Origin of the sequence: Lysinibacillus macroides (assembly GCF_001281525.1) — a bacterium.
GTDB classification, from domain to species: Bacteria; Bacillota; Bacilli; order Bacillales_A; family Planococcaceae; genus Lysinibacillus; species Lysinibacillus macroides.
The window spans coordinates 130,851-152,423 of the sequence record NZ_LGCI01000006.1 but is presented as its reverse complement, the minus strand read 5'-3'; the positions used below and the strand labels follow the sequence as shown (position 1 = coordinate 152,423).

The window sequence follows — 21,573 nt, the reverse complement described above, 5'->3', positions numbered from 1 at the left end:
GAAGACATGCGAAAATGAAATCATTAGATGGTGGGGGATAATTAAAAATGGGGCATAATTTTTTATTGGATTTTGTCAAAAATATAACACCTAAAATGCTGGAACTAGCTAAGCAAATTGAAGACACACTATATGATCAGCCACAGGCAAGCCTAATGCAGGCGCGTCTATATACAGAGCAATTAGTGAAAATGATTAGTGATATGGAAGGAATAGAGACTATTTATCCATTAAAACATTCTGAGAGAATACATAAATTATATCGCACCAATGCTATCGAAGAAGCAATCTATGTAAAGTTGGAATGGATACGAAAAAAGGGTAATAAAGCAGCTCATGAATTCAAGGAAGTGCATATACAGGATGTATTACAAGCACATCGATTTATTTATGATATTAGTGTTTGGTACATGCAAATTTTTGTGAATCATGATTTTGAAGCACCACTCTATAAAGAACCTGAAAAAAGCAAAGGAAATGATGCACTAAATTCAGAGAAAATAGAAGAAATGGTCAAGCCAATAATCGAAAATAAATTACAACAAGTAGATGAGATGTGGGCAGAAGTACAAAGAGAGTTAGCCTATTTAAAACAAGAAAAAGCCAAACAAATGGAGCCATCTAAAAAAACGACAGTAGGCGTAAGTGTGACCAAAACAGAGTATCCGTTAATTCAGTATTTAGAGGAGCATAACTTATCTTATATTGATAAACGAGATAAAGGTGGTGCATTATGGGTTATTGGCGGCTGGGAGATTAACAAATTTTTATTAGAATTGAAAAAACACAAGATTTATTTCCGTTTTTCTAAAAAAGGTGGACGTGTGACAAAAAATAAACCAGCTTGGTTTCTATTAAACAAATCGTTCATTGGTAGTGCCGAGGCGACGGTAGAGGGACAAGGAAATTTACAAACACCAATACAGGAGATCGATGAGGCTCAAACACAAGATGAGGTAGAAGCGATTCTTACTCAATCTGATGATAATATCTCTCAACCAATGGCTACACTAGATATAATACCAGATGATTTTTGGAGTGTAAAAGAGCAAATAAAAATGCCAGTGCATCTTAAATCTCAATTATTTAGGGAATGGGTATCACCTCATTTTGGAAAGCTATCAGCTGCTATGCAAGTGACAGAATTCAATGAAATAACAGTAGAGCTTTTAAGAGAATACTATAAACAATCCAAAGAAGATTTTTATTTATTAATGCCAGATTTGTATTGGCTGGGCTTTCGTTTTACAGGGGCATTACAACAATTTCAACCAAAGATTAATGAAGAAAATGATGGAATATTAAACATAAATCCACAAGCACAACATATTTCAATCAGCAACGTAACAACGAGTATACCTGCCAATCAATTAAAACAATATGGTGTAAAAGAATTGAAAGATTTACAAAACTTTATGCTGTCATCATTAAGACTTCATCTAAAAGATGACTTGGACCAATTTTTACAAGGCTTACAAAAAGAATGGTCAGAGGAACTAATATTACAAAGCACTGATGAATCACAACATACTGAAAAAAGAGTTTATAGACTGCAATATTTTAAGGAGCAGCTATTTATTCATGAAAAGTACAAGGATCTTTTATTAAACAGTATTGGTATTAATGGTTGTAATAAATTGATTGAGGAGTTAGCTCAAAATGGTATTCAAACATTGGCTGATTTTATAGAGCCACTTGATGGTATTCATATGAAATTAGATGGTGTTGGTCCAAAAGCAGTCAGGAAATTTTGGGATCAACTAGGTCGTTATGCGGACAGTATAGTACAAGATGATGTGGAAGAAGTAAAAGAAGGACCAGAGAAGGTAGTTCGTTTTGAACAAGAATCTTTTGAAATAGAAGAAGTATTTTTCTCATATCCTCTAACAGTAGCCGATTTTCCAGAATATCAAGGAACAATAGAACAACTGCAGCGTGAAGGAAATATAAATAGAATTGCTGATTTACCAAACGATTTTAGCGAATTACTCTCAATTAAAAAAATAGGGAGATTGAAGGTAAGTAAATTTTTCCACGCGTTGCAAACATATATAGATAAGCAAAGAGCATTACTTGAAATTAAACAACTACCAGATCATGAAAGGTTTCATCACGAAATTAATCTTTTCAAAAAATGGTATTTAGATGCTGAACAAAATCGTTTATCTAATCGATATCAGGCTTTTATGCAAAAAAAATATCAAACATTTGCTTCAGGGAAACATTTAACATTGGAAGAATTGGGGCAATCTGCTGGTATCACAAGGGAAAGAGTAAGACAAATATTGCTAAAAGGTGATGAAATAGTTGTCAGTTCACTTGATTGGATACGTCATTTTATTCAAGAGAAAATAGCGAAAAAAACTTTTATAATGAATGTTTGGTTTCACCAAATGACAGAGGAGACTGATTTTGTTATTTTACAAGCTTTAGGCCAAGTAGGCATAAGGGAAGAAAGGCGATTTAATCACCTACTTCTTACTACATGGACCCAGGATCAATTTGATGAATATTTAGCGCAATTTAAACAGGATATCAAAGAACATTTTGCTTTACAGCTTATATCTCATGATGCTTTAACAGCGTATTGTATGGAGCATGCAGAAGAAGAATCACTGCCGTATGAAGCAGTTTGGATGATAGCTAATACATTTGTCACTTGGCTTTCAGAAGATCAAGCGGTATTAAGCGGCTTGAAGAAAATCGATATAGTGGAGATGGTATTTTTACAATTCCCTGAAGGAGTTGAAATTTATAAAGAAGAGGGAATGCTCATCGAACGAGCGAATGATTTAATGCCTGGTAGCTTTCATGGAGAGCGTTCCTTTAACTCTGTTTGTTTACGAGAGGGCATTCAAGACAAATTATTACTATGGGGTAGAGGCGTTTATATTCATCATAAATTTGTCACAGTTGATCTGGCATGGTTGAGATTGGTGAATGAGCTAGCAAGCAAATTATTAGAAAATGAAGACTTTATTCATATATTGAAATTATATGAGTCAGTCAAGAAAGAAGCTCAAGCACAGAATGTTCCTAATGAATATGCATTGTATACTCTTTTACGTCTCTATGCAAATGAAGGTATTATATTGCCTAAGTTCCCGAATGTATTAAAAGAGGGCGATGAAAGACAATCAAATGCAGAGTGGATTATTCAATTTATCGAAGAAAAAGGCCGTGCTGTTTCCTATGAAGAATTAGAAGATCTATTTATTCGTGGGAGAGGCTGGAGAAAATTCACTCTCGATTACAATTTAAGTTCCAATTCAAATATTATACAGTTTAAATATGGATATTATACGATTATTTCTAATTATGAGCATATAACAAAAGAACAGCTAGAAAAACCTATAGCTTATTTGAAATCACAAATGTCCGAACAAAAGATCATAACAATTCATAGTGCTTATGAAAAATTTAAATTATTAATACGAAGTGTTGGAATTGAAACAAGACAAGTATTTTACTATGTATTGAGGCGAATTGGAATCGAGCAATTGCAATTTTCAAAATTCCCCTACATAAATGATGAGGGAGTCCATCCCGACGAATTAACGGCTGAACAGTTTGTCAGCAGCTATTTAAAAGAGCAGGAAGATATTGTTGCACGTGAAGAGGTAGAAGAGTGGTTAGAGGATGTATTTGGTGTGCAGCAAAATACTCGAATGTTGGATATTGCTTTAGTGCGCTCAAACGATATTCTTTACTATGCGAAAGGTCAATATGGGGAATACATCCATCGAGATATTGTTGGATTAACAGAGGATGGTGTAAATGAAATTGTTTGTACGATGTCTCAATTAATGAATGAAATGATAGTAGAAAAAGAACGCTCCTATATCTTATTACCAGAATTGTATAAGGTGGATAAATTACCGGTATTAGATAATCATATAAGCTGGAGTAAGGAACTATTGGGTGATGTATTGAAAAAGGCAGAGGCCTTTCATATTTTTGGCTCCTATAAAGAAATATTTACATTGAAGGAGGGCAATATTCAATCGGAGGTAGATTTGATTGAATATATTTTAATCAATTCTTTTAAAGGGGCAGTGAAGGTTCAACAATTGAGAGAGTATTTAATGAAAATTAGATACTCTAAATCAGGTATGCTGTTAAACTCGATTGAGCAAGCCATAGAGAAAGGTCAGGCACGCTTTGAAATTATAGGAGATGAAATGATTCATACAAAATTATTGGAGGAAGTATAGATGGGAGATAATTTACTAATTGCCAAGCTATCCTCTTTATTGGAGGAAGAAGATCCGTTAGTCAATGATCTGATATTGGAAACAGTCAAACAAGTAGACAAAAAGAAAACCCTATCAGTAGAGGCACATGCTAAAAAAATTGAACGAGTTCTTGACAATAAACTCAGTCAGATAGGGGGATAAAAGGTGATTGTTAAATGTTTGCAAATGACGAATTTTCGTCAGTTTTATGACACAGAACAAATTGAGTTTGCACACTCCAAAGAGCATGAGGTTGTAACAGTTATTCAAGGTGAAAATGGGCGTGGGAAAACAGCTATTTACCGAGCGATGATGTTCGCTTTGTTTGGTGATACTCGTTTGGAGCAAGATGAACATTCATCAGATATTGTGCTGGCTAATATTAAAGCGATTGAAGAGCAAGCGCTTATTAATCAGGGAATTAACAGTAGTGTAACACTATGGTTTACCCACCAAGATCAAGATTATAAAATTACACGCACATATTTTTCAATAAAAGAGTTGGATGGGAAAATACGTGAGGAACTTCATGCTGTTCAATTGGTGAATGAAACAACTCATCATGAATGGCACACTGAAAATGAGATTGAATTAGAAATTATGATGATCATTGATCCACGTGTAAAACATTATTTCTTTTTCGATGGAGAGCGAATTGAAAGATTAACAAGAGTTTCACCACAGCAAAAAGAAGAGGTAGCGACAGGGATCAAAAATTTGCTGAAAATTGATCAAATATTAAAGTCAAAAGATGTTTTGAAAAAATTATTGCATCAAGTGAAAAAGGATCTTCAAAAACATTCAACAGGGGAACTAAGAATTGTGCTAAAAGAATTAGAGCAGCTGGATACGGAGGAAGGACAACTACAATTAGCGTACAATCAATTGTTATCGAATCAAAAAAGAAATGAACATGCAGTTTATGAAATTGAAAAGCAGTTAGAGCAGTTTGAAACAATGAAAAAGGATATTGACGAACGGCGAAGTATCGAAACAAGCTTAGAAGAATTGACAACACATATTGATGCTGAATTTCAAGAAGCAAGAAAAGTAAATAAATATCTACCACTACTTATGAGTGAAGATTTATTATTGCAGCAAATGACAATGATATCAACAGAATTATTGGATAAGAATTTTATGGGGATAAATGCGGAATTTGTTGCAGAATTAATCGATAATATGTTTTGTATATGTGGTAGTCAGATGGAAGAGGGAGATCGTCGCCATCAAGAATTAAAAAAATTAGAGCAGCAACTTCGATCTTTTGAAGCAAAAAAAGATATTCATCAGTTATACCAGGGTATTCAAATCATCATATCGTATTTAGAGGAACGACAAGATTTTATTATAAAGACGAAAGATGGCATCGAGCGCTTGATGAATCAAAAGGAAAGGCTGCAATGGGAGCTAGAGCAACTTAACAAAAAAATCGGAACTGTTAATACAGATGAAATCAAGCAGTTAAATGCAGAACGAACACAGCATCAAGAGGAAATTACCACTATTAAATTACAAATGAAAGAAAATCAACAAACACAGGAGACTGTAAGCATGAAAAAAATCAAGCTTAACAGTAGTAGAAAAGAACTGGAGAAAAAAAGTGGCATTCATCAAGTACTTATTAAAAAACATAGCATATTGGAGCAGGCGACAAAATCAATGGAACATATTATTCGTCAGTTTGAGGCAGATTTAATTGAAGACCTTCAATTGGCTACCCAACAGAACTTAATGTATTTACTTGATAAAGCAGGTCAAGATATGATAAAGCGTGTAAAAGTAGAAAAGGATTACTCGTTAGAGGTATTAAACGCCTACGAGCAACCCTTCTTAGCAAATATTTCTCAAGGGCAGAGACAGGTCCTTTCGCTAAGTTTTATTACCGCATTAGCGCAAGTAGCTTCAGGTAGTAACATGATGGAGATGCCATTATTCATGGATACCCCCTTCGGAAGAATCTCATCTCAACATCAACAAAATTTGCTGGAGTATTTACCGAAAATAAGTAGCCAATGGGTGTTACTTGTTACTGATCGAGAATTTGGCCATAATGAAAAAGTGCAATTTGAAGAAACAGGAATAATTGGCACTTACTATCGACTGGAATCAATAGGTGCAGGGGAGACGAGAATTATGAAAGTGCAGGAAGGGGCTGTTTTGCATGGATGAATTAGGTCAATTGCGCGTGTATGTATCGAGCGAGCATTTTCCTCTGTATCACCAAATAGCTAAATGCAGACTCTTTCAGCAAAACAGCGAATTTTTTATACTATGTGCAGTCATTGGTGAAAAATATAAAATACCAGTGGATGTAAAAAATAAAAAAGAGCTTTGCCGTGCTGTGACATTATCTGCATATGATCGTACAATTGTTAAGTCGCTCTATTACAAAGGTCATAAACAACTAGTAGACTTTAAAACGATGCTACAGTATGCTGAAAAATGTGCATATGCAGGATTTCACTATCTCATGATAAATGAATTTACTTCCTATATTTATGTAATTAAGAATGAAGAAGGCCAAGAAGAATATCACCTTAAGCAAGAGCAAGAAAACGATCTACAACTCGCTCTATTTAATTATGTATTAGCAGCAAAGCAAGAAGTACCATTTTAATAGGATATGAATGTAGCGCATTTTATAAAAGCGATATATTGGTAGATGCGAAAAGATCATTGTGCATTTTTTACATAAAGTGATGCAATAATGTATACATCCTTAAAATATTATTTGTAGAAGTACGATTCATATGAAGAGTTAAAACTAATAATTGACTATGTTCATTTTTATAATCACTATTGTTATCAGAGACGATTAAGCGGCTTAGGTCCTTTAGAATTCAGGACTCAAGTCGCTTAATACAATTTTTATTATTTCCATTGCCTACTTGACAGAGAGAAGTTCAAAAACAGGTTTTTATCATGGCATACCATTCATATAAATAATATAAAAGCTAATGGGAGTAATGATTATTGGATAGACAGCATGATAAGTACAGATGGATTGTGTTTGCTTCTGTATTGTTTACGTATTTGATTATGGCAAGTCAACGAACTGCTCCAGGGTTAATTACAGATCAGTTGATGAAGGATTTCGGTGTGACAGCATCGACAATTGGGCTATTGACGAGTGTACAATTTTTGGTGTATACGAGCTTGCAAATTCCAATGGGGATTTTAGCAGATCGCTTTGGTCCGAATTTTTTTCTCATCGTTGGTGCTGCTCTTACGGGCTTAGGGACGGTTTTTTACAGTCTTGGTACACATGAATTTGTGCTATTTTTTTCGAGGCTGCTGATTGGGATAGGCGATGCGACGATATGGGTGAATATGGTGCTTATTTTGGCGCAATGGTTTCAGAAAAAGGAGTTTGTTCGGTTAATTGGCTTTGCAGGTATGACAGGAAGCTTAGGCTTTTTATTAGCAACAGTGCCTTTTGCTACAATGATCCTTTTATTTGGCTGGCGAATAACATTTTTTGCAGCAGGAATCCTATTATGTTTATGTGGTGTGCTGCTGTACGTTGTGCTTGTGAAAAGTCCAAAGCGTATCTTACCAGAGGAGCAGGTAGCGGTAACGAAGGAGATACAACGAGAGAAAACGGCTGTTTTATTACAAAGAATCTGTTCAAATCGGCAGGCATGGGCTTTATTTTTTTGCCATTTTGGGGTTGTTGGGGGATATGTTGGCTTTATCAGCTCGTGGGCAGTGCCATATGGAATCAATATGTATGAGATGACACGTTCAGATGCAAGTCAGCTAATTATGATTGGTCTGATTGGGGCATTGATTGGCGCCCCATTCATGAGCTGGGTTGCAGGCTGGCTAGCTACGATTAAAAAGCCATATATAGCCGTTCATATTACTGCTTTATTGAGCTGGTTATCCTTTCTGTTCTTTAAAGGACAGCCGCCGTTTTTCTTACTTGTCGTACTTTTCTTTATCATCGGCTTTGGCTATGGGGCAAGTGCTTTAACCTTTGCAGCTGTTCGTCAGTCTTTTCCCCTAACAGAATCTGGCATTGTTTCGGGCTTTGCGAATACAGGGGGCTTTTTAAGTGCCGCATTGCTACCGATGATTTTTGGTTATGTTTTGGATATAACTGGACGTTTAGGGGATGGATATTTCTATGGTTTAATCATACCAACTCTCTTTTCCGCAATAGGCTTAATTGGCGTTATTTGTTTAAAGGAGAAGCGATGGAAAGCAGAAAATAATAGTCTTTAACAAAGAAAACAGGGGATAGTGAATGGGAGTTAAACTCTTATTCAATATCCCTCTTTTATTTTACTAAAAATGTATTTAGTAAAAGGATAATCACCAAAAAATTTATTAAAAAATCAACAACTCTATTACTTTTATGCTATATATTACCTGGAGATAAGGTATTTTAAGTGCTACACTAGTGAAGCAAATCTTAACATTCAGAATAAGAGGGAGGCGTTGAGGAAATGAACAGATTGAAAAAAGGTATATCCATACTTAGTATAGCGGTATTGGTTCTGGTAACAGGTATTTTCTTTAGCCAAACAACTGTCAATGCACAAGAGAAGGAACAGGATATTCAGATTACACTTCTTGCTACATCAGATATTCATGGGCGCTCTATGCCTTGGGATTATGCGACGGATGGGCCAAATTTAACAGGAAGCTTAACACAATTGTATACAATTATTAAGGATATTCGTAAAGACAATCCGAATACAATTTTATTGGAGAATGGTGATTTAATACAGGATAATTCGGCTGAGTTGTTCAATGATCAACCAAAATCTCCAATGCTAGCTGCTGTAAATGAAATGGGCTATGAGGCTTGGACATATGGCAATCATGAGTTTAATTTCGGTTTGGATGTATTGGACAAGGTTTCGAGTCAATTTAATGGAGCAAGACTTGCTGGTAATGTCTATAAAGAAAATGGAGAGCGTTATTTACCTGCGTCCACAATTATTGAACGTGAGGGTGTTAAAATTGGCGTTATTGGGATGGTAACACCGCTTATTACAGAGTATGAAAAGGGTACGAATCATTTAGACGGATTAGTTGTTAAAAATCCCATAGAAGAAACGAAAAAAGCGGTCAAAGAATTAGAGGGTCAAGTAGATGTGATGATTGGACTTATGCATATGGGCTTGGAAAATGAAAATGGTGTTCCAGGAACAGGTGTCAAGGAAATGGCCAATGAGATTCCAGAGTTAGCCGCTATTTTTGCAGGTCATAATCATGTGCTGATTAATAAAGAAGACGTGAATGGCGTTCTCATTACAGAGCCTAATAAATATGGTTCACATATTTCACGTATCGATTTAACATTTACTCGTCAAGGGGAGCAAATTGCATTAAAGGAAAAAGATGCGTCAACAATTCCGGTTAAGAATGAGGATGGAACTTTTGTTGAATCTGATAAAGAGCTAGAAGAAATATTAAAGCCATATCATGAGTTTGCACGTGCCGATGCTAATATTGAGGTGGCACAGCTAAAAGGAACAGATCTTGTGCCGAAAAATGAAATTACTGGCATTCCTTCTGTCCACATTCAAGAAACACCTTTATCTGACTTCTTCCATGAAGTCATGCTCCATTATAGTAATGCGGATGTAGTTGCACACCAGATTGATAATGATAAAGCAGCATTAGATATAGGTCCGATTAAGAAAAAGGACATTGCTTATAATTATCAATTTGCTGGTGGAGAGGTATCGGTTTATGAGGTAACGGGCCAAGACTTAAAGGATTATATGGAATGGGCTGTTGATTATTTCAATAGTACACGTGATGGGGATGTAACAGTGAGCTTTAATCCAACACGCCGTGCCTCTAAATATAGTACAAATGATTATTTTGGGAATGTTAAATATGATATTGATTTAACAGAGCAGACTGGTAAGAGGATAAAAAATCTTCGTAAATTAGATGGCACGCCAATTCATATGGATGACCAATTAAAGCTAGGCATGAACGCCTATCGAATGGATTTCCTTGTGTCAACAGGTCAAGCACTTGAAGGACGTACGTTTAATATGATTTGGTCTTCGAAAGAGGAAAGTGCTTATGGAGAAACAGGAGGTACAATCCGTAATTTAGCGATTCGTTACTTGCAAGAGGAAATGAATGGTGTATACGAGCCTGTTATTCAAAATAACTGGAAAATTATTGGCGTCGATACAAAATCACCTGCTCGTGCTGCTGTTGTGGAGCTAGTGAATAAAGGTATTTTAGCTATTCCTACATCAGAGGACGGAAAATATACAAATATTGCTTCGATTAATGTCAAAGATGCTATAAAGAAAGAAGAAATTGAAGCATTAGCAGCAAAAGCGGAAGTCGATGCGAGTCAATTTGCTAAAGTGAAAACAACAGGAGAGTTTTATCAGAAGCTTGTCAAAGTGTTGAATACTCCTAAGGATAAAGAAGAAAAGCCAGCACCAGATAACTCAAAGCCAATTGTAACACAACCAGAATTACCTAAAGGCATTGTGACTGCCTATCACTTAAATGTTCGTTCAAAGCCATCGAATGCTGGAAAAGTATATGGTACACTTGCCAAAAATACAGAAATAACGATTTTAGGTAAGGAGCAAGGCTGGTATAAAATCTCGTATAAAGATAAAACAGGTTATGTTTATAGCCGTTATGTAAAAATTAAAAAGTAAGTAAGACGAAAAGAAGCGATCCTGGACGGCACTCAAAAGTTAGCGTAAAATATCTAATTTTTGTGGTGTAGTGCCTTTGGTTGCTTCTTTTTGTTTCTTACAGTATTCATTTTTTATTTATAGTTCTCATATAAGTTAATTCATCCTATAAAAGCCGTATAATGATCGCTGTTCCACACTGTACACCTCTTCTAAGCTTACAAGCCCTATCTGTCTAACCAAGTGTAAACTAGTAAATTACGAAAATTCAGAAAATAAAGGAATTTTGTTAGAAGATGTCGTATTTTAACTAATATAGATATGTATTGGAGGGATTTTATTATGTGGAAATTATATGAATCTGGTGTATTTTATGATGAAATGCTAGATGGGAGCAAACCTAAAAAGCATTATCAAACGTTCTATCAACAGCTGCAGTCGTTTTCTGAGCAGCAACTGTATGATAAGCATCATGCAGCACAATCCAGCTTCTTAAGACAAGGAATTACATTTACTGTATATGGAGCAGAAGGTGGAACAGAACGCACCATGCCATTTGATTTTATTCCGATAATTATTCCAGAAAATACATGGAAAATGATTGAGAGTGGTATGAAGCAGCGAGTCAAGGCATTAAATCATTTTTTACAGGATGTTTACCATGCTCAAGACATTGTCAAGGCAGGCATTGTCCCCAAAGCGCTTATTGAGAATAATCCATATTACTATCAGCAAGTTGTTGGAACAAATATCCCGCTACAAAATCATATCTTTCTTGCCGGTATTGATTTAATTCGAGATGAAAATGGCAAGTATTGTGTGCTTGAAGACAATTTACGCAACCCCTCAGGTATGAGCTATGTCTATCAGAACCGCTATGTGATGCGGAAAATTTACCCTGAATTTTTTGATGACTACGCTATTGAGCGGTTGGAGGGGCAATTGCAGCATCTACAGGAGGCATTACTTTCACATCGTCCAATAAATATGCCAGTGGATGAAGAGGTCCATGCGGTTTTATTAACGGCAGGTATTTATAATTCTGCTTACTATGACCATGTGTTTTTAGCAAAGCATTTGAATATTCCGCTTGTGGAAGGGCGCGACTTAGTGGTGAAGGAGAATGTTGTTTATTTAAAAACGATTCTCGGTCTTAAACGAGTAGACGTAATTTATCGACGGATTGATGATGATTTTCTTGATCCTGTTTATTTTAGAGAAGATTCTATGCTTGGTGTACCACATTTACTAGATGCTTATAATAAGGGCAATGTGGCGATTTTAAATGCGATTGGTAATGGTGTTGCAGATGATAAGGCGATGTATCAATATGTACCAGAAATGATTCGCTTTTATTTAAAAGAAGAGCCGATTATTGATAATGTGAAGACCTATTTACTTGAAGATGATGCAACAAGAGAATGGGTGCTTACACATTTAGCGGAGCTTGTTGTGAAAAATGTTGGTGCGTCTGGTGGCTATGATATGTTAATTGGACCACATTCTACGGAGGAGGAACGGCAAATCTTCTATGAAAAAATAGTAGAATCACCCCATCAATATATTGCGCAGCCAACGATTAAATTATCACGTGCTCCTGCATTTCAAAATGGACATTTTTATCCATGTCATGTGGATCTGCGTGTCTTTGTGATGAGTGGAGAGGACATATATGTGTTGCCAGGAGGATTGTCACGTGTGGCTTTAAAAGAAGGCTCGCTTGTTGTGAATTCCTCTCAAGGTGGAGGCGGTAAAGATACGTGGATTGTGAAGGGGGTTGGTGAACATGCTTAGTCGTGTAGCGGATTCATTGTATTGGATTGGACGTTATGCTGAACGTACACAAGCAAATGCGCATATTTTATATGCACAATTAGAGTATACACTAGAGTCAAATCATAAGGATCTGATGTATGAAAAAGAATCGCTTATTGTGCCTACAATTTGCGGGTATATTGAAGATTATCAAATGCGTTATCCACAAAATACTTTAGAGGATATGGTGCATTATTTAATCTATGATCGTGATAATTTCAATTCGTTAATAGCTACCATTACGAGTGTGCGTATGAATGCTCGTAATACAAGGGATTGTTTGCCGAATGAGCTGTGGGAGGAATGGAATGATTTGTATTTAGATATTCAAGAGGGTGCCTATCCAGAGACATTTGCATTGCTAAATACGACAAATTTTTTAACACATATTCGAAAAACGGCTTTGACAGCAACAGGTGTTATTGATTCATTGATGACCAGAGATATGGGCTATAAATTTTTAAAGATTGGTAAATGGCTGGAACGCTCTGAGAAAACAGCATTAATTTTGCATCATTTATTGGAAATAGAAGGTCAATTAGAGCCAGATCGTGCGATACGCTTAGGCTTGCAGCTTACGAATACTGCTGAGGAATATGCCTACCGTTCTCGTGTGTTAACAGTAGACAGTGTGTTGAATTTTTTAATTAGTGATGTAAAATGTTCTCGCTCTGTGGCGTATGGGCTATATAAAATTCGAGATACAGTGTATGATATAGAACAGGGATTAACAAATCAAAATGTAGAAAATATGTATCGTGCGTTAGATGAACTGATTGCTTTAACCAATGTTGATATGGCGACGTTAACGTTAGCAGAGCAGAAGCAGAGGGTAAAAGATATTCGACAAAATTGTACAGATTTTGGTCCTATTCTAGCTCAAGCCTATTATTTAACACCACCTATTCTGGCTGTGTAAAGCATGCAACACGCTACGCATACAAAAGGAGAAACGTATGAAGTACCATATCACACATAGCAATATTTTTCTTTATGAAAGTGAAGTGGAACAATCACTGAATACAATACGTTTAAAGCCTAGAGCGGGCGAATGTCAGCGTGTTTTATCGTATAATTTAAATATTTCACCACCGTCAATGATAAAGGAATATATGGATATTTGGCTGAATAATGTTGGCAGCTTTTTTATTGCAGAACCACATAAAGAACTTGTCATTACAGCAACCTCTACAGTGAGTGTGCAAAAAGCGCCGTATGTTTATCAAATTAATTTTTCAGAAGAAATGCGTAATATTTTTCAATCACAGCTATTTAAAAGTCATTATTTACCTTATCTGAATACATCAAAGCTGACATCCCTACATGAAGAGCAAATTCAGGAGGTTTTAACGGCTATTGGCGGTAAAAGTGACAATCCCTTAAAATTAGCATGTGATGTGATGACGTACTTACACCATGCGATTAAGTACGATCCACATGCCACAACAGTGAACACAACAGCGACAGAGGCATTTGAGTTGAAGGCTGGTGTCTGTCAGGATTATACACATATTATGCTTGGGGTATTGCGTTATTGTGGTATTCCAGCACGTTATATAAGTGGTTATTTATATGTTGGCAAAGACGATGACCTTATTGGAGATACGGCAACACATGCTTGGGTAGAAATTATGGTACCTGGTATCGGATGGATAGGTCTTGATCCGACAAATAATGTAGAGGTGCTAGATAATCATATTATTTTATGTGTGGGACGTGATTATCGAGATGTAAGCCCTGTAGAGGGTGTTTACCAAGGAGGGGCACACGCATTAACCGTCAAAGTGGATGTGACAAAAATTGAGCATTTATAAGATGGGAAGTTTAACTCTATGAAATTTAATAAGATAATATAAGACTGGGATAAAAGGATTTTAGCCAATAGAAAACCCGAACGATATTGCCAAATGCTTAGCTAGCATTTTGTAATAGTTCGGGTTTTCTTGTTCTATTGTTTCTTTAATTTGAGAATTATACGGCTTTTATAATAGACAAATTAATAATGCCCAGCCTTTTCATGGCATGACTAAGTATTCATTAGACTGTTTGAAAAAGTGAATAAAAAATCATGGATTAAAAACGAAATGTTAATAAAGTTTATAATACTATATTTTCAGTGTTAAAAATATAGCTACTTTAATGCTACATACATTAAGGTCTTGAAAGATAAAAATTTCACCTTCATTTTCATGGTAAAGTATACTATTATTATAATTGATATTGATTATCGTTATCAATTTAAAAGGATGGAGAAAGACAAATGATTTCAATTAAATATGAAAAAATTAATCAGTATGATGTTTCAATCGTATTACCATCGGGATATGATCCAGCAAAGCAGTATCGTACCATTTATATGCATGATGGTGGGAATGGTGCTATACAGGCGATGAACTATATTGATCATTTAATTATTACAGCGCAAATTGAGCCACTGATTATTATTGGTATCGTACCAATTGATCGGAATAATGAGTATACACCATGGGAAGCGCCGTCTCTTATGCCAAATACACCTAATTTAGGTGGGCAGGTGAAAAATTATTTGGATACGATTGTTCACCAAATAAAGCCGTATATAGATACACACTATGCTACCAATCCTGCCCCTTCCTATACAGCTATTGCAGGATGCTCATTTGGCGGGCTTGCTTCAATCTTTGCTTCGTATTATTATCCAGAAGTGTTTCATCAATATATTGTGCTATCCGCTTCGTTTTGGTATGAGGATGTTCTACAGTATATACGAGGAGAGGAAGTAAAACGTCAAGGGAATACCTATATAAAGCCAGCTGTGAATCGTCAAAATCATCATTTGTATTTATATGTGGGGGAGTTAGAAGGCATTTATAGAGATAGCATTCAAAAGAATATGGTGGAGGCTACGAAAAAAGCTTATCAAGAATTGACAAAGGAGGACTATTTGGAAGGAAATCTATTATTTGAATTAAACCCTGAGGGCACACATGATGTCTGCTTCTTTAGTCAGCACTTTATTCGTGCGCTTCGTTGGTTGTATGGTGGAGGTACGCATCAAGAAGATTAATTTCACTATTTGTCATATAAGCTGTTATGATACCATATATGAAAATAACTAATGGAGGCTATTATGGCAGAGATCAAATACGAAATTATCGAGCAAATTGGCGTGCTCTCAGAATCAGCAAAGGGCTGGAAAAAGGAGCTAAACCTCATTAGCTGGAATGGTCATGCACCGAAGTATGATATTCGCGAATGGGCACCGAACCGTGAGAAAATGGGGAAGGGCATCACATTGTCAGAGGACGAGGTACAAGCATTACAAGCATTGTTGAAATAAGTGAAAAGGGAACACTCGCTAGATGAGGAGTTCCCTTTATTATATCTTACCCCATATAAACACTTTCACATGTTCCAGCTGCTGGTTCATAAAAGCAATGATTTTTAAATTGCCCTGTAAATGGCTGACCATACCATGTTGGCGGGCATGGTGCATATGGATTGAAATACCACAGTGCATATTTTGCTGGGTGCTCTCTCCAAAAATCCAAGTTTTGCTTCGCTAGCTTTTTTTCAGATGAGCGGGCCCGCTGGTAAAATAAATTGCCCTTTTGAACGGCTTCAAAGGAATAATTATTGCCCTGTACTTGAAAAATTACTTGCTCAATGGTTCTCACATCATTGAAATCTAAGCAGTCAGCAATAGCACGATTGACAATAACATTCCCAACGTATAGCATTCCTTGATTTCCTTCAGCTTCAGCCTCGGCCCTCATCATTCGTGCCATCAAGGCAATATCAGCATCACGATATTTTACTCTTGGCATTTTATCACCTCCATCCTATAGTATGAAAATGGACAGGACTCATGTCACTAATAAGCAAATAAAAACATGCCACCTTATTATGGAGATGGCATGTTTTTATTAAAAGTTTCTTTTAAAGTATGGTGTTTTTTTCAATACAATACATACAGGAATGGCAATAATTAAGCCAACAATATTTTGAATAATATCTCCGGGAATTGATGCCAGTGGGGCAATCCAGCTATTGAACATAATAGCTTGCCCGATGTAGTACACGGCAATCATCACAGGCATTGATAGAACGGCTCCTAAAATATTTAGTCCAATATTGTCGCCTCTATAGCCTTTAGACCAAGCGATTTTACCAACAATAAAGCCTTGTAGCGCACGCGAAATAATGGTAGTTGGTGCCCAAATTAACCAGCCACCCACGATATCAAATAAGCCCATCCCGATTGCGCCGGCAAGTGCTCCCTTTTTAGGGCCAAATAAAATAGCTGAGATAAACAGCATGGATGTCCCTAAATGAATAAGTCCACCCTGTCCAAATGGTAGCTTTAGATTAATAAACATCGTGGCCACAAAAACAAGTGCTGCTAAAATGGCTGTAATCACTAAATCAAATGTTTTTGTTCGCGGTTTTGTATAGGTATATCGTTGAATACTGTGCATGGATCTCTTCCTCACTATAATGAATATTTTGATGATTTTTACTTTAGCAAAGGACTGACTATAATGAAAGTGCCAATTTTGTAAAAGAGTTAGTGGTCAGATTGAGATTATTTTCGTATTTATTTAATTGTGATACGATGAGAGCAGTATAAGTAGGATGAGTTAGGTGGAGTGAAGAATGAAGAAAGTTGCGGTTATTCAGGATATGTCCTCGTATGGGAAGTGCTCCCTAACGGCTGCCATACCTGTTTTATCAGTGATGGGTGTTCAAGCAGTGCCTTTGCCAACAGCCATTTTAACGGCTCAAACGGGATATTCTAGCTTTTATTGTGAGGATTTAACGTCAAAGATGGAATATTTTACTGAGGAGTGGAACAAGCTTGGGGTAGCATTTGATGGCATTCATACAGGCTTTGTCACAGGCAAGGAGCAAATCGATAATATTTTTCGTTTTTTAGATGTGTTTCATTCAAATGAAACAACATTGCTTGTTGATCCAGTAATGGGCGACCATGGCGAGGTTTATAAAATGTTTACAGGTGAGCTGCTTGATCGTATGAGAGCGCTTGTGACATGTGCTGATCTGATTACACCAAATGTGACAGAATGCTGCTTGCTGACAGGTCTGTCCTATGATAAGCTACAGCATTATCAAAATAAAACAGATTATATGCAGGCACTTGAGGAGGCAGGGCAGCAGCTACAGCAGATAACGGGAGCAAACGTTATTATTACAGGCTTGAATCCGCCGCCAGCAGATACGACTAAGCGTTATGTAGGCAATATGTATATCAATGCAACTCGTTCATTTTCTAGTATTCGTGACTATAATGGTCAAAGCTATTCTGGTACAGGTGATTTATTTGCCTCTGTTATCATGGGCGGTATGATGCGTGGGCAGGATTTAGTAGAGTCTATGAAGCTTGCAGAAGCATTTTTAGCTACGGCTATTGAGGCCACAGCAAAGGAGCAAATACCCAGTGAAGCAGGTGTCCACTTTGAAAAGTTTTTGCGCATGTTGCTATCGTAGGCTTTTTGATAAATAGAGTTATTTGAAATAAAAATAATGACTTAAAGGAACAAAAAAATATTGCGTTTGGCAGATAGAAGCCATCTTTGTTGTCTATGCACACAAAGATGGCTTTGTTTTATTTGGTGTAAGAGAATGTTTTTTCCATAATTTTAAAATGATGCTGTTCATGAATAGCGAGCAATTGGATCGCTTGAATAAGATTAGGATAATGAGCAATAGGGTCTGGAAAGCGAATATGCCCTGCGATATCTTCCTCAATATTTTTTACTAACCACTGTAATGCCAATGTTTCGTTCATAAGTGTTTGCTCAATATCCTGGCTGCTGAGCGCAAAGTATATTTTTTTAGGTGGTATTAAGATTTTAGGTGCTGGCATTCCTTTTCCTTTTTTCAATTTATAGGCAGCATAAATATCATGTATTTCAGTAGCAAAGGGCTTGTTTCTTTGTAGTTTCGCAATAGGTGTGAGGAATAAAGAATATTTGGTTGCTGTATGGAGCATTTTGAGAATTAAATATAAATGATAAAAATGCTCACCAATAGACCATTTTCCTTCATAGGGTCGATGCCATAGTTCTTCCTGAGAAAGCGTCTGAATAGCTGGTAGGTAGTAAATCCGTTGCTCCTGCAATAGCAGGAAATGCTTAGCCATGCTGTGGGATTTCATAAATTTTCAGCTCCTTTATTGCTGTTATTATATGGTAATGTGTATATCGGTGCAATTGCTTTATTTTTATCGTGCTAGATAATTTAGGGCAGACCCTAAAAATTTGTAAAATTCACATAGTTTTGTGGTATTATAGTTGGAATTCATAAAAAATGAGCTGACATAAAAAGCTAAGGAAAGGTGGAGGATTCGATGGATACGATAATTGTTCATAAACGTAATGTATACATAGTAGGGGTGGGAAGCTTATTATTGTCAGCGATTTTAACCTCTGTTAGTCAGGTTTATTATTCAAATCGTGTGCAGGCAGTGCATCCATTTCTTTTTACAGGCGTTAGCTTTTTTATAACCACTATATTTTTTCAGCTTATTACAAGTAGACAAAAGATAGCACCAAACTGGCGTACAGCAAGATTACCATTATTGAAGTTAAATGCTGCTTCCATTTTAGCCTTTATGGGATTTTACTTTGCATTGAAATATATTGAACCGGCAATTGTCAGTTCATTGGAGATGGGATTGGGGCCGTTATTTGCCCTGATGCTAGTCATTCAGCAAAAAAAGCATGTGTTAAAGGCGCAATGGGGTATTGCATTTGGTATATTTGCGGCAAGCTTATTATTAATTGTTGCTATTTTTACAGGAAAATCCGCCGTACAATCGTGGGATCAATCTAGTATTTTGGGTGTTGGTGCAAGTATACTATGTGGGCTTGGTGCTGTATTCTGCACAGTCTATTCTAAACAGTTAAGCCAGCTAGGTTGGACAAGCTCTATGATTTTATCAAAAAGATTTTACGGTATTATTGGGCTATCCTTTATAGCTACTTATGATGTGTTGTTCACTTATTTATTCGAAAATATTGGCTGGATTTTATTGATGACTGTGATGGGCGTATTAATACCAATGTATTTACTACAAAAGGGTATTCAATATTGTGAGGTCTTTTTAGTGATGATGTCACTATGTTTTATTCCTGTATTCACCTTCTTTTTCCAGCTTTTTGATCCAAGATTGCAATGGTCAACGATTACATTGATTGGTGTACTATTACTTTTAGTTTTTGGTATTTTAAGTGTTATAGTGGAACAGAAAAATCGGAATGCTGCTTAGTTAGAGCATTCTTTAAAAAAGGAGATAAACGATGGAAAAGCTTCATGCCACGATTGACGATGAGGGGCGTTGTAAACATTATCATCAACAAAATGATACAACGCTGATTAAGTTCAAGTGTTGCGATAAATATTATCCTTGCTATAAATGCCATAGTGAAAATGAATCCCATGGTGCACAAGTATGGCAGGAGAACGAGTTTTATGGAAAAGCTATTCTTTGTGGGGTATGTAGAAATGAACTAACAATCCATGAATATTTACAAAATGACACATGTCTATACTGTAGTACTGAATTTAATCCTAATTGTGCAAAACATTATGATAAATATTTTGCAATCACTGTTGCGCCAACAAGCTGTGCGAATGCTAAATAAGTAAAATCAGAAAAAGAGCAATTGCCCTTTCTAAAGGGTGATTGCTCTTTAACTATGATTAGCCTTTTAAAAAATCTGTTTTTTCAAAGTTGGGATTTGGATAAGTATAGAAACCTTCCCCTGTAGCACGACCAAGTTTGCCCTTGTCGATATACTCTGTTTTTAAAAGGGTTGCCAACTTTTTCATGTTTTCATCACCCGTTGCAGCTGCTTTGGCTTCCACAATATTATGGGCAGTATTAATACCAACAATATCTAGGATGGCAAATGGTCCAAGTGGAGCGCCTGTCCCAATCATCCATGTTTTATCGATTGTTTCAGGATCAGCTACTTCTTTGATTAACAGTAATTCTGCTGCATCTAAAAATGGCACTAGCAATGAGTTTAAAATATAGCCTGGCTGTTCTTTGTATAATGGCAGTGGCACCATGCCGATTGCACGTGCAAATTCTACAACCTCCTCGAATACCTTCATATCTGTACCAGCATGTTTCATAATTTCAGCCGTGTTGTTTTTCCAAATCGTATTGGCAAAATGTAAAGCTAAAAATTGCGCTGGACGACCAGTTGCAGCTGCAAATTGGCTAGGCAATAACGTAGACGAATTTGTTGCAAAAATAGTTTTTGCAGGGGCTACTTTACCAAGCTGTGTGTAGAAGTCTGTTTTAATTGCTACAACCTCAGGAATAGCTTCAATCACAAGGTCTGCATTAGCAACCGCCTGTGCTAAGTCACTTTTAAATGTTAGACGTGCATACGCGGCATCTACTTCCTCTTGTGTTACACCTAAGTCTTGCTGGTAAAGTGGTTTTAATTTGGCAATACGATCTTGGGCATGCTGTAATGCCTCATCATTAATATCATAGACGGTTACCTGAAAGCCTTTAAAAGCTGTTTGATAAGCAATTTGACTTCCTAGTACGCCACTACCTGCTACTGTAATATTTTGATAATTCATCTGACTTCCTCCTCGAAAATTAATACATTGATATAGCAATATAAAAATAAGTTTATTTTGATACAAGTATATCCTACGTCTTTCAGCGATTTAAAATCAAACAATAGCTCTTGATATTATATATATATATTAATTACAAAAAGCATTTATATACTAGGTGTACCCTATAGAACATCTTTTTAGAATGGGGATTGGCTAGCAACAAAAGAAGTAGTGATGATAAGTATGGGTAAAATCAATCTTTTTTATAATTGAATCAATTTCATAAATCGATTTTTTCAAGA

General features: G+C 36.2%; 18 protein-coding genes and 1 pseudogene. 15 read left to right on the top strand and 4 right to left on the bottom strand.

Annotated elements, in window-relative coordinates:
- Positions 1-47: 47 nt before the first annotated feature.
- The 12 genes and pseudogenes from ADM90_RS11025 to ADM90_RS10975 all read left to right on the top strand — a co-directional run bounded on the left by ADM90_RS11025 (position 48) and on the right by ADM90_RS10975 (position 16,004).
- Positions 48-4,214 carry a DUF4145 domain-containing protein gene (locus ADM90_RS11025; protein WP_053995072.1) on the top strand — a complete coding sequence of 1,389 codons (4,167 nt, stop codon included), beginning with the start codon at positions 48-50 and terminating at the stop codon, positions 4,212-4,214.
- Positions 4,215-4,397, top strand: coding sequence for a hypothetical protein (locus ADM90_RS11020; protein ID WP_053995071.1), 183 nt, complete (start codon positions 4,215-4,217; stop codon positions 4,395-4,397).
- Between the two features lie 3 nt (positions 4,398-4,400).
- The gene (locus tag ADM90_RS11015; RefSeq protein WP_053995070.1) at positions 4,401-6,407 is read left to right on the top strand and encodes an AAA family ATPase; all 2,007 of its coding nucleotides are present in this window, start codon (positions 4,401-4,403) and stop codon (positions 6,405-6,407) included.
- Positions 6,400-6,855, top strand: a complete 456-nt coding sequence (locus tag ADM90_RS11010; protein WP_053995069.1) for a hypothetical protein — start codon at positions 6,400-6,402, stop codon at positions 6,853-6,855. Before ADM90_RS11015 ends, ADM90_RS11010 begins: the two co-directional genes overlap by 8 nt.
- 135 nt (positions 6,856-6,990) lie before the next feature.
- A pseudogene (locus ADM90_RS25545) lies at positions 6,991-7,098 on the top strand (IS3 family transposase); the annotation flags it as partial.
- 113 nt (positions 7,099-7,211) lie between these two features.
- Complete coding sequence (locus ADM90_RS11005) at positions 7,212-8,465, top strand: MFS transporter (RefSeq protein ID WP_053995068.1); 1,254 nt, start codon at positions 7,212-7,214, stop codon at positions 8,463-8,465.
- A gap of 224 nt (positions 8,466-8,689) precedes the next feature.
- The gene (locus ADM90_RS11000; RefSeq protein WP_053995067.1) at positions 8,690-10,891 is read left to right on the top strand and encodes a 5'-nucleotidase C-terminal domain-containing protein; all 2,202 of its coding nucleotides are present in this window, start codon (positions 8,690-8,692) and stop codon (positions 10,889-10,891) included.
- A gap of 321 nt (positions 10,892-11,212) precedes the next feature.
- Positions 11,213-12,664, top strand: coding sequence for a circularly permuted type 2 ATP-grasp protein (locus ADM90_RS10995; protein ID WP_053995066.1), 1,452 nt, complete (start codon positions 11,213-11,215; stop codon positions 12,662-12,664).
- On the top strand, positions 12,657-13,604 hold the full coding sequence (locus ADM90_RS10990; RefSeq protein ID WP_053995065.1) for an alpha-E domain-containing protein: 948 nt from the start codon (positions 12,657-12,659) through the stop codon (positions 13,602-13,604). The genes ADM90_RS10995 and ADM90_RS10990 overlap by 8 nt, the downstream gene beginning before the upstream one ends.
- A gap of 37 nt (positions 13,605-13,641) precedes the next feature.
- A complete protein-coding gene (locus tag ADM90_RS10985) occupies positions 13,642-14,499 on the top strand; it encodes a transglutaminase family protein (RefSeq protein ID WP_053995064.1) in 858 nt (285 codons plus the stop codon).
- A gap of 446 nt (positions 14,500-14,945) precedes the next feature.
- The gene (locus ADM90_RS10980) at positions 14,946-15,731 is read left to right on the top strand and encodes an alpha/beta hydrolase (RefSeq protein WP_053995063.1); all 786 of its coding nucleotides are present in this window, start codon (positions 14,946-14,948) and stop codon (positions 15,729-15,731) included.
- A 63-nt stretch (positions 15,732-15,794) separates the two neighbouring features.
- Positions 15,795-16,004, top strand: a complete 210-nt coding sequence (locus ADM90_RS10975; protein WP_053995062.1) for a YdbC family protein — start codon at positions 15,795-15,797, stop codon at positions 16,002-16,004.
- A gap of 46 nt (positions 16,005-16,050) precedes the next feature.
- On the opposite strand, the gene ADM90_RS10970 is transcribed toward ADM90_RS10975, so the two are convergent.
- Complete coding sequence (locus ADM90_RS10970) at positions 16,051-16,491, bottom strand: cell wall hydrolase (protein WP_053995061.1); 441 nt, start codon at positions 16,489-16,491, stop codon at positions 16,051-16,053.
- 99 nt (positions 16,492-16,590) lie between these two features.
- The gene (locus ADM90_RS10965; protein ID WP_053995060.1) at positions 16,591-17,142 is read right to left on the bottom strand and encodes an ECF transporter S component; all 552 of its coding nucleotides are present in this window, start codon (positions 17,140-17,142) and stop codon (positions 16,591-16,593) included.
- A 178-nt stretch (positions 17,143-17,320) separates the two neighbouring features.
- On the opposite strand from ADM90_RS10965, the gene ADM90_RS10960 reads away from it, so the two are divergent.
- A complete protein-coding gene (locus ADM90_RS10960) occupies positions 17,321-18,172 on the top strand; it encodes a pyridoxamine kinase (RefSeq protein WP_053995059.1) in 852 nt (283 codons plus the stop codon).
- Between the two features lie 118 nt (positions 18,173-18,290).
- Here ADM90_RS10960 and ADM90_RS10955 read toward each other — a convergent pair whose 3' ends face one another.
- On the bottom strand, positions 18,291-18,842 hold the full coding sequence (locus ADM90_RS10955) for a DinB family protein (RefSeq protein ID WP_053995058.1): 552 nt from the start codon (positions 18,840-18,842) through the stop codon (positions 18,291-18,293).
- Between the two features lie 192 nt (positions 18,843-19,034).
- Between ADM90_RS10955 and ADM90_RS10950 the strand changes: the two genes are divergently transcribed.
- Entirely contained in the window at positions 19,035-19,955 is a 921-nt protein-coding gene (locus ADM90_RS10950; RefSeq protein WP_053995057.1) for a DMT family transporter, read from the top strand.
- Between the two features lie 31 nt (positions 19,956-19,986).
- Positions 19,987-20,331, top strand: coding sequence for a CHY zinc finger protein (locus ADM90_RS10945; protein WP_053995056.1), 345 nt, complete (start codon positions 19,987-19,989; stop codon positions 20,329-20,331).
- Positions 20,332-20,389: 58 nt separating this feature from the next.
- Here ADM90_RS10945 and ADM90_RS10940 read toward each other — a convergent pair whose 3' ends face one another.
- Positions 20,390-21,289 carry a 3-hydroxyacyl-CoA dehydrogenase gene (locus tag ADM90_RS10940; RefSeq protein ID WP_053995055.1) on the bottom strand — a complete coding sequence of 300 codons (900 nt, stop codon included), beginning with the start codon at positions 21,287-21,289 and terminating at the stop codon, positions 20,390-20,392.
- Positions 21,290-21,573 lie beyond the last annotated feature (284 nt).

Coding starts and splice junctions, on each gene's coding strand:
- ADM90_RS11025 (WP_053995072.1), top strand. CDS start 48: ATGGGGCATAATTTTTTATTGGATTTTGTCAAAAATATAACACCTAAA.
- ADM90_RS11020 (WP_053995071.1), top strand. CDS start 4,215: ATGGGAGATAATTTACTAATTGCCAAGCTATCCTCTTTATTGGAGGAA.
- ADM90_RS11010 (WP_053995069.1), top strand. CDS start 6,400: ATGGATGAATTAGGTCAATTGCGCGTGTATGTATCGAGCGAGCATTTT.
- ADM90_RS11000 (WP_053995067.1), top strand. CDS start 8,690: ATGAACAGATTGAAAAAAGGTATATCCATACTTAGTATAGCGGTATTG.
- ADM90_RS10995 (WP_053995066.1), top strand. CDS start 11,213: ATGTGGAAATTATATGAATCTGGTGTATTTTATGATGAAATGCTAGAT.
- ADM90_RS10990 (WP_053995065.1), top strand. CDS start 12,657: ATGCTTAGTCGTGTAGCGGATTCATTGTATTGGATTGGACGTTATGCT.
- ADM90_RS10985 (WP_053995064.1), top strand. CDS start 13,642: ATGAAGTACCATATCACACATAGCAATATTTTTCTTTATGAAAGTGAA.
- ADM90_RS10980 (WP_053995063.1), top strand. CDS start 14,946: ATGATTTCAATTAAATATGAAAAAATTAATCAGTATGATGTTTCAATC.
- ADM90_RS10975 (WP_053995062.1), top strand. CDS start 15,795: ATGGCAGAGATCAAATACGAAATTATCGAGCAAATTGGCGTGCTCTCA.
- ADM90_RS10970 (WP_053995061.1), bottom strand. CDS start 16,491: ATGCCAAGAGTAAAATATCGTGATGCTGATATTGCCTTGATGGCACGA.
- ADM90_RS10965 (WP_053995060.1), bottom strand. CDS start 17,142: ATGCACAGTATTCAACGATATACCTATACAAAACCGCGAACAAAAACA.
- ADM90_RS10960 (WP_053995059.1), top strand. CDS start 17,321: ATGAAGAAAGTTGCGGTTATTCAGGATATGTCCTCGTATGGGAAGTGC.
- ADM90_RS10955 (WP_053995058.1), bottom strand. CDS start 18,842: ATGAAATCCCACAGCATGGCTAAGCATTTCCTGCTATTGCAGGAGCAA.
- ADM90_RS10950 (WP_053995057.1), top strand. CDS start 19,035: ATGGATACGATAATTGTTCATAAACGTAATGTATACATAGTAGGGGTG.
- ADM90_RS10945 (WP_053995056.1), top strand. CDS start 19,987: ATGGAAAAGCTTCATGCCACGATTGACGATGAGGGGCGTTGTAAACAT.
- ADM90_RS10940 (WP_053995055.1), bottom strand. CDS start 21,289: ATGAATTATCAAAATATTACAGTAGCAGGTAGTGGCGTACTAGGAAGT.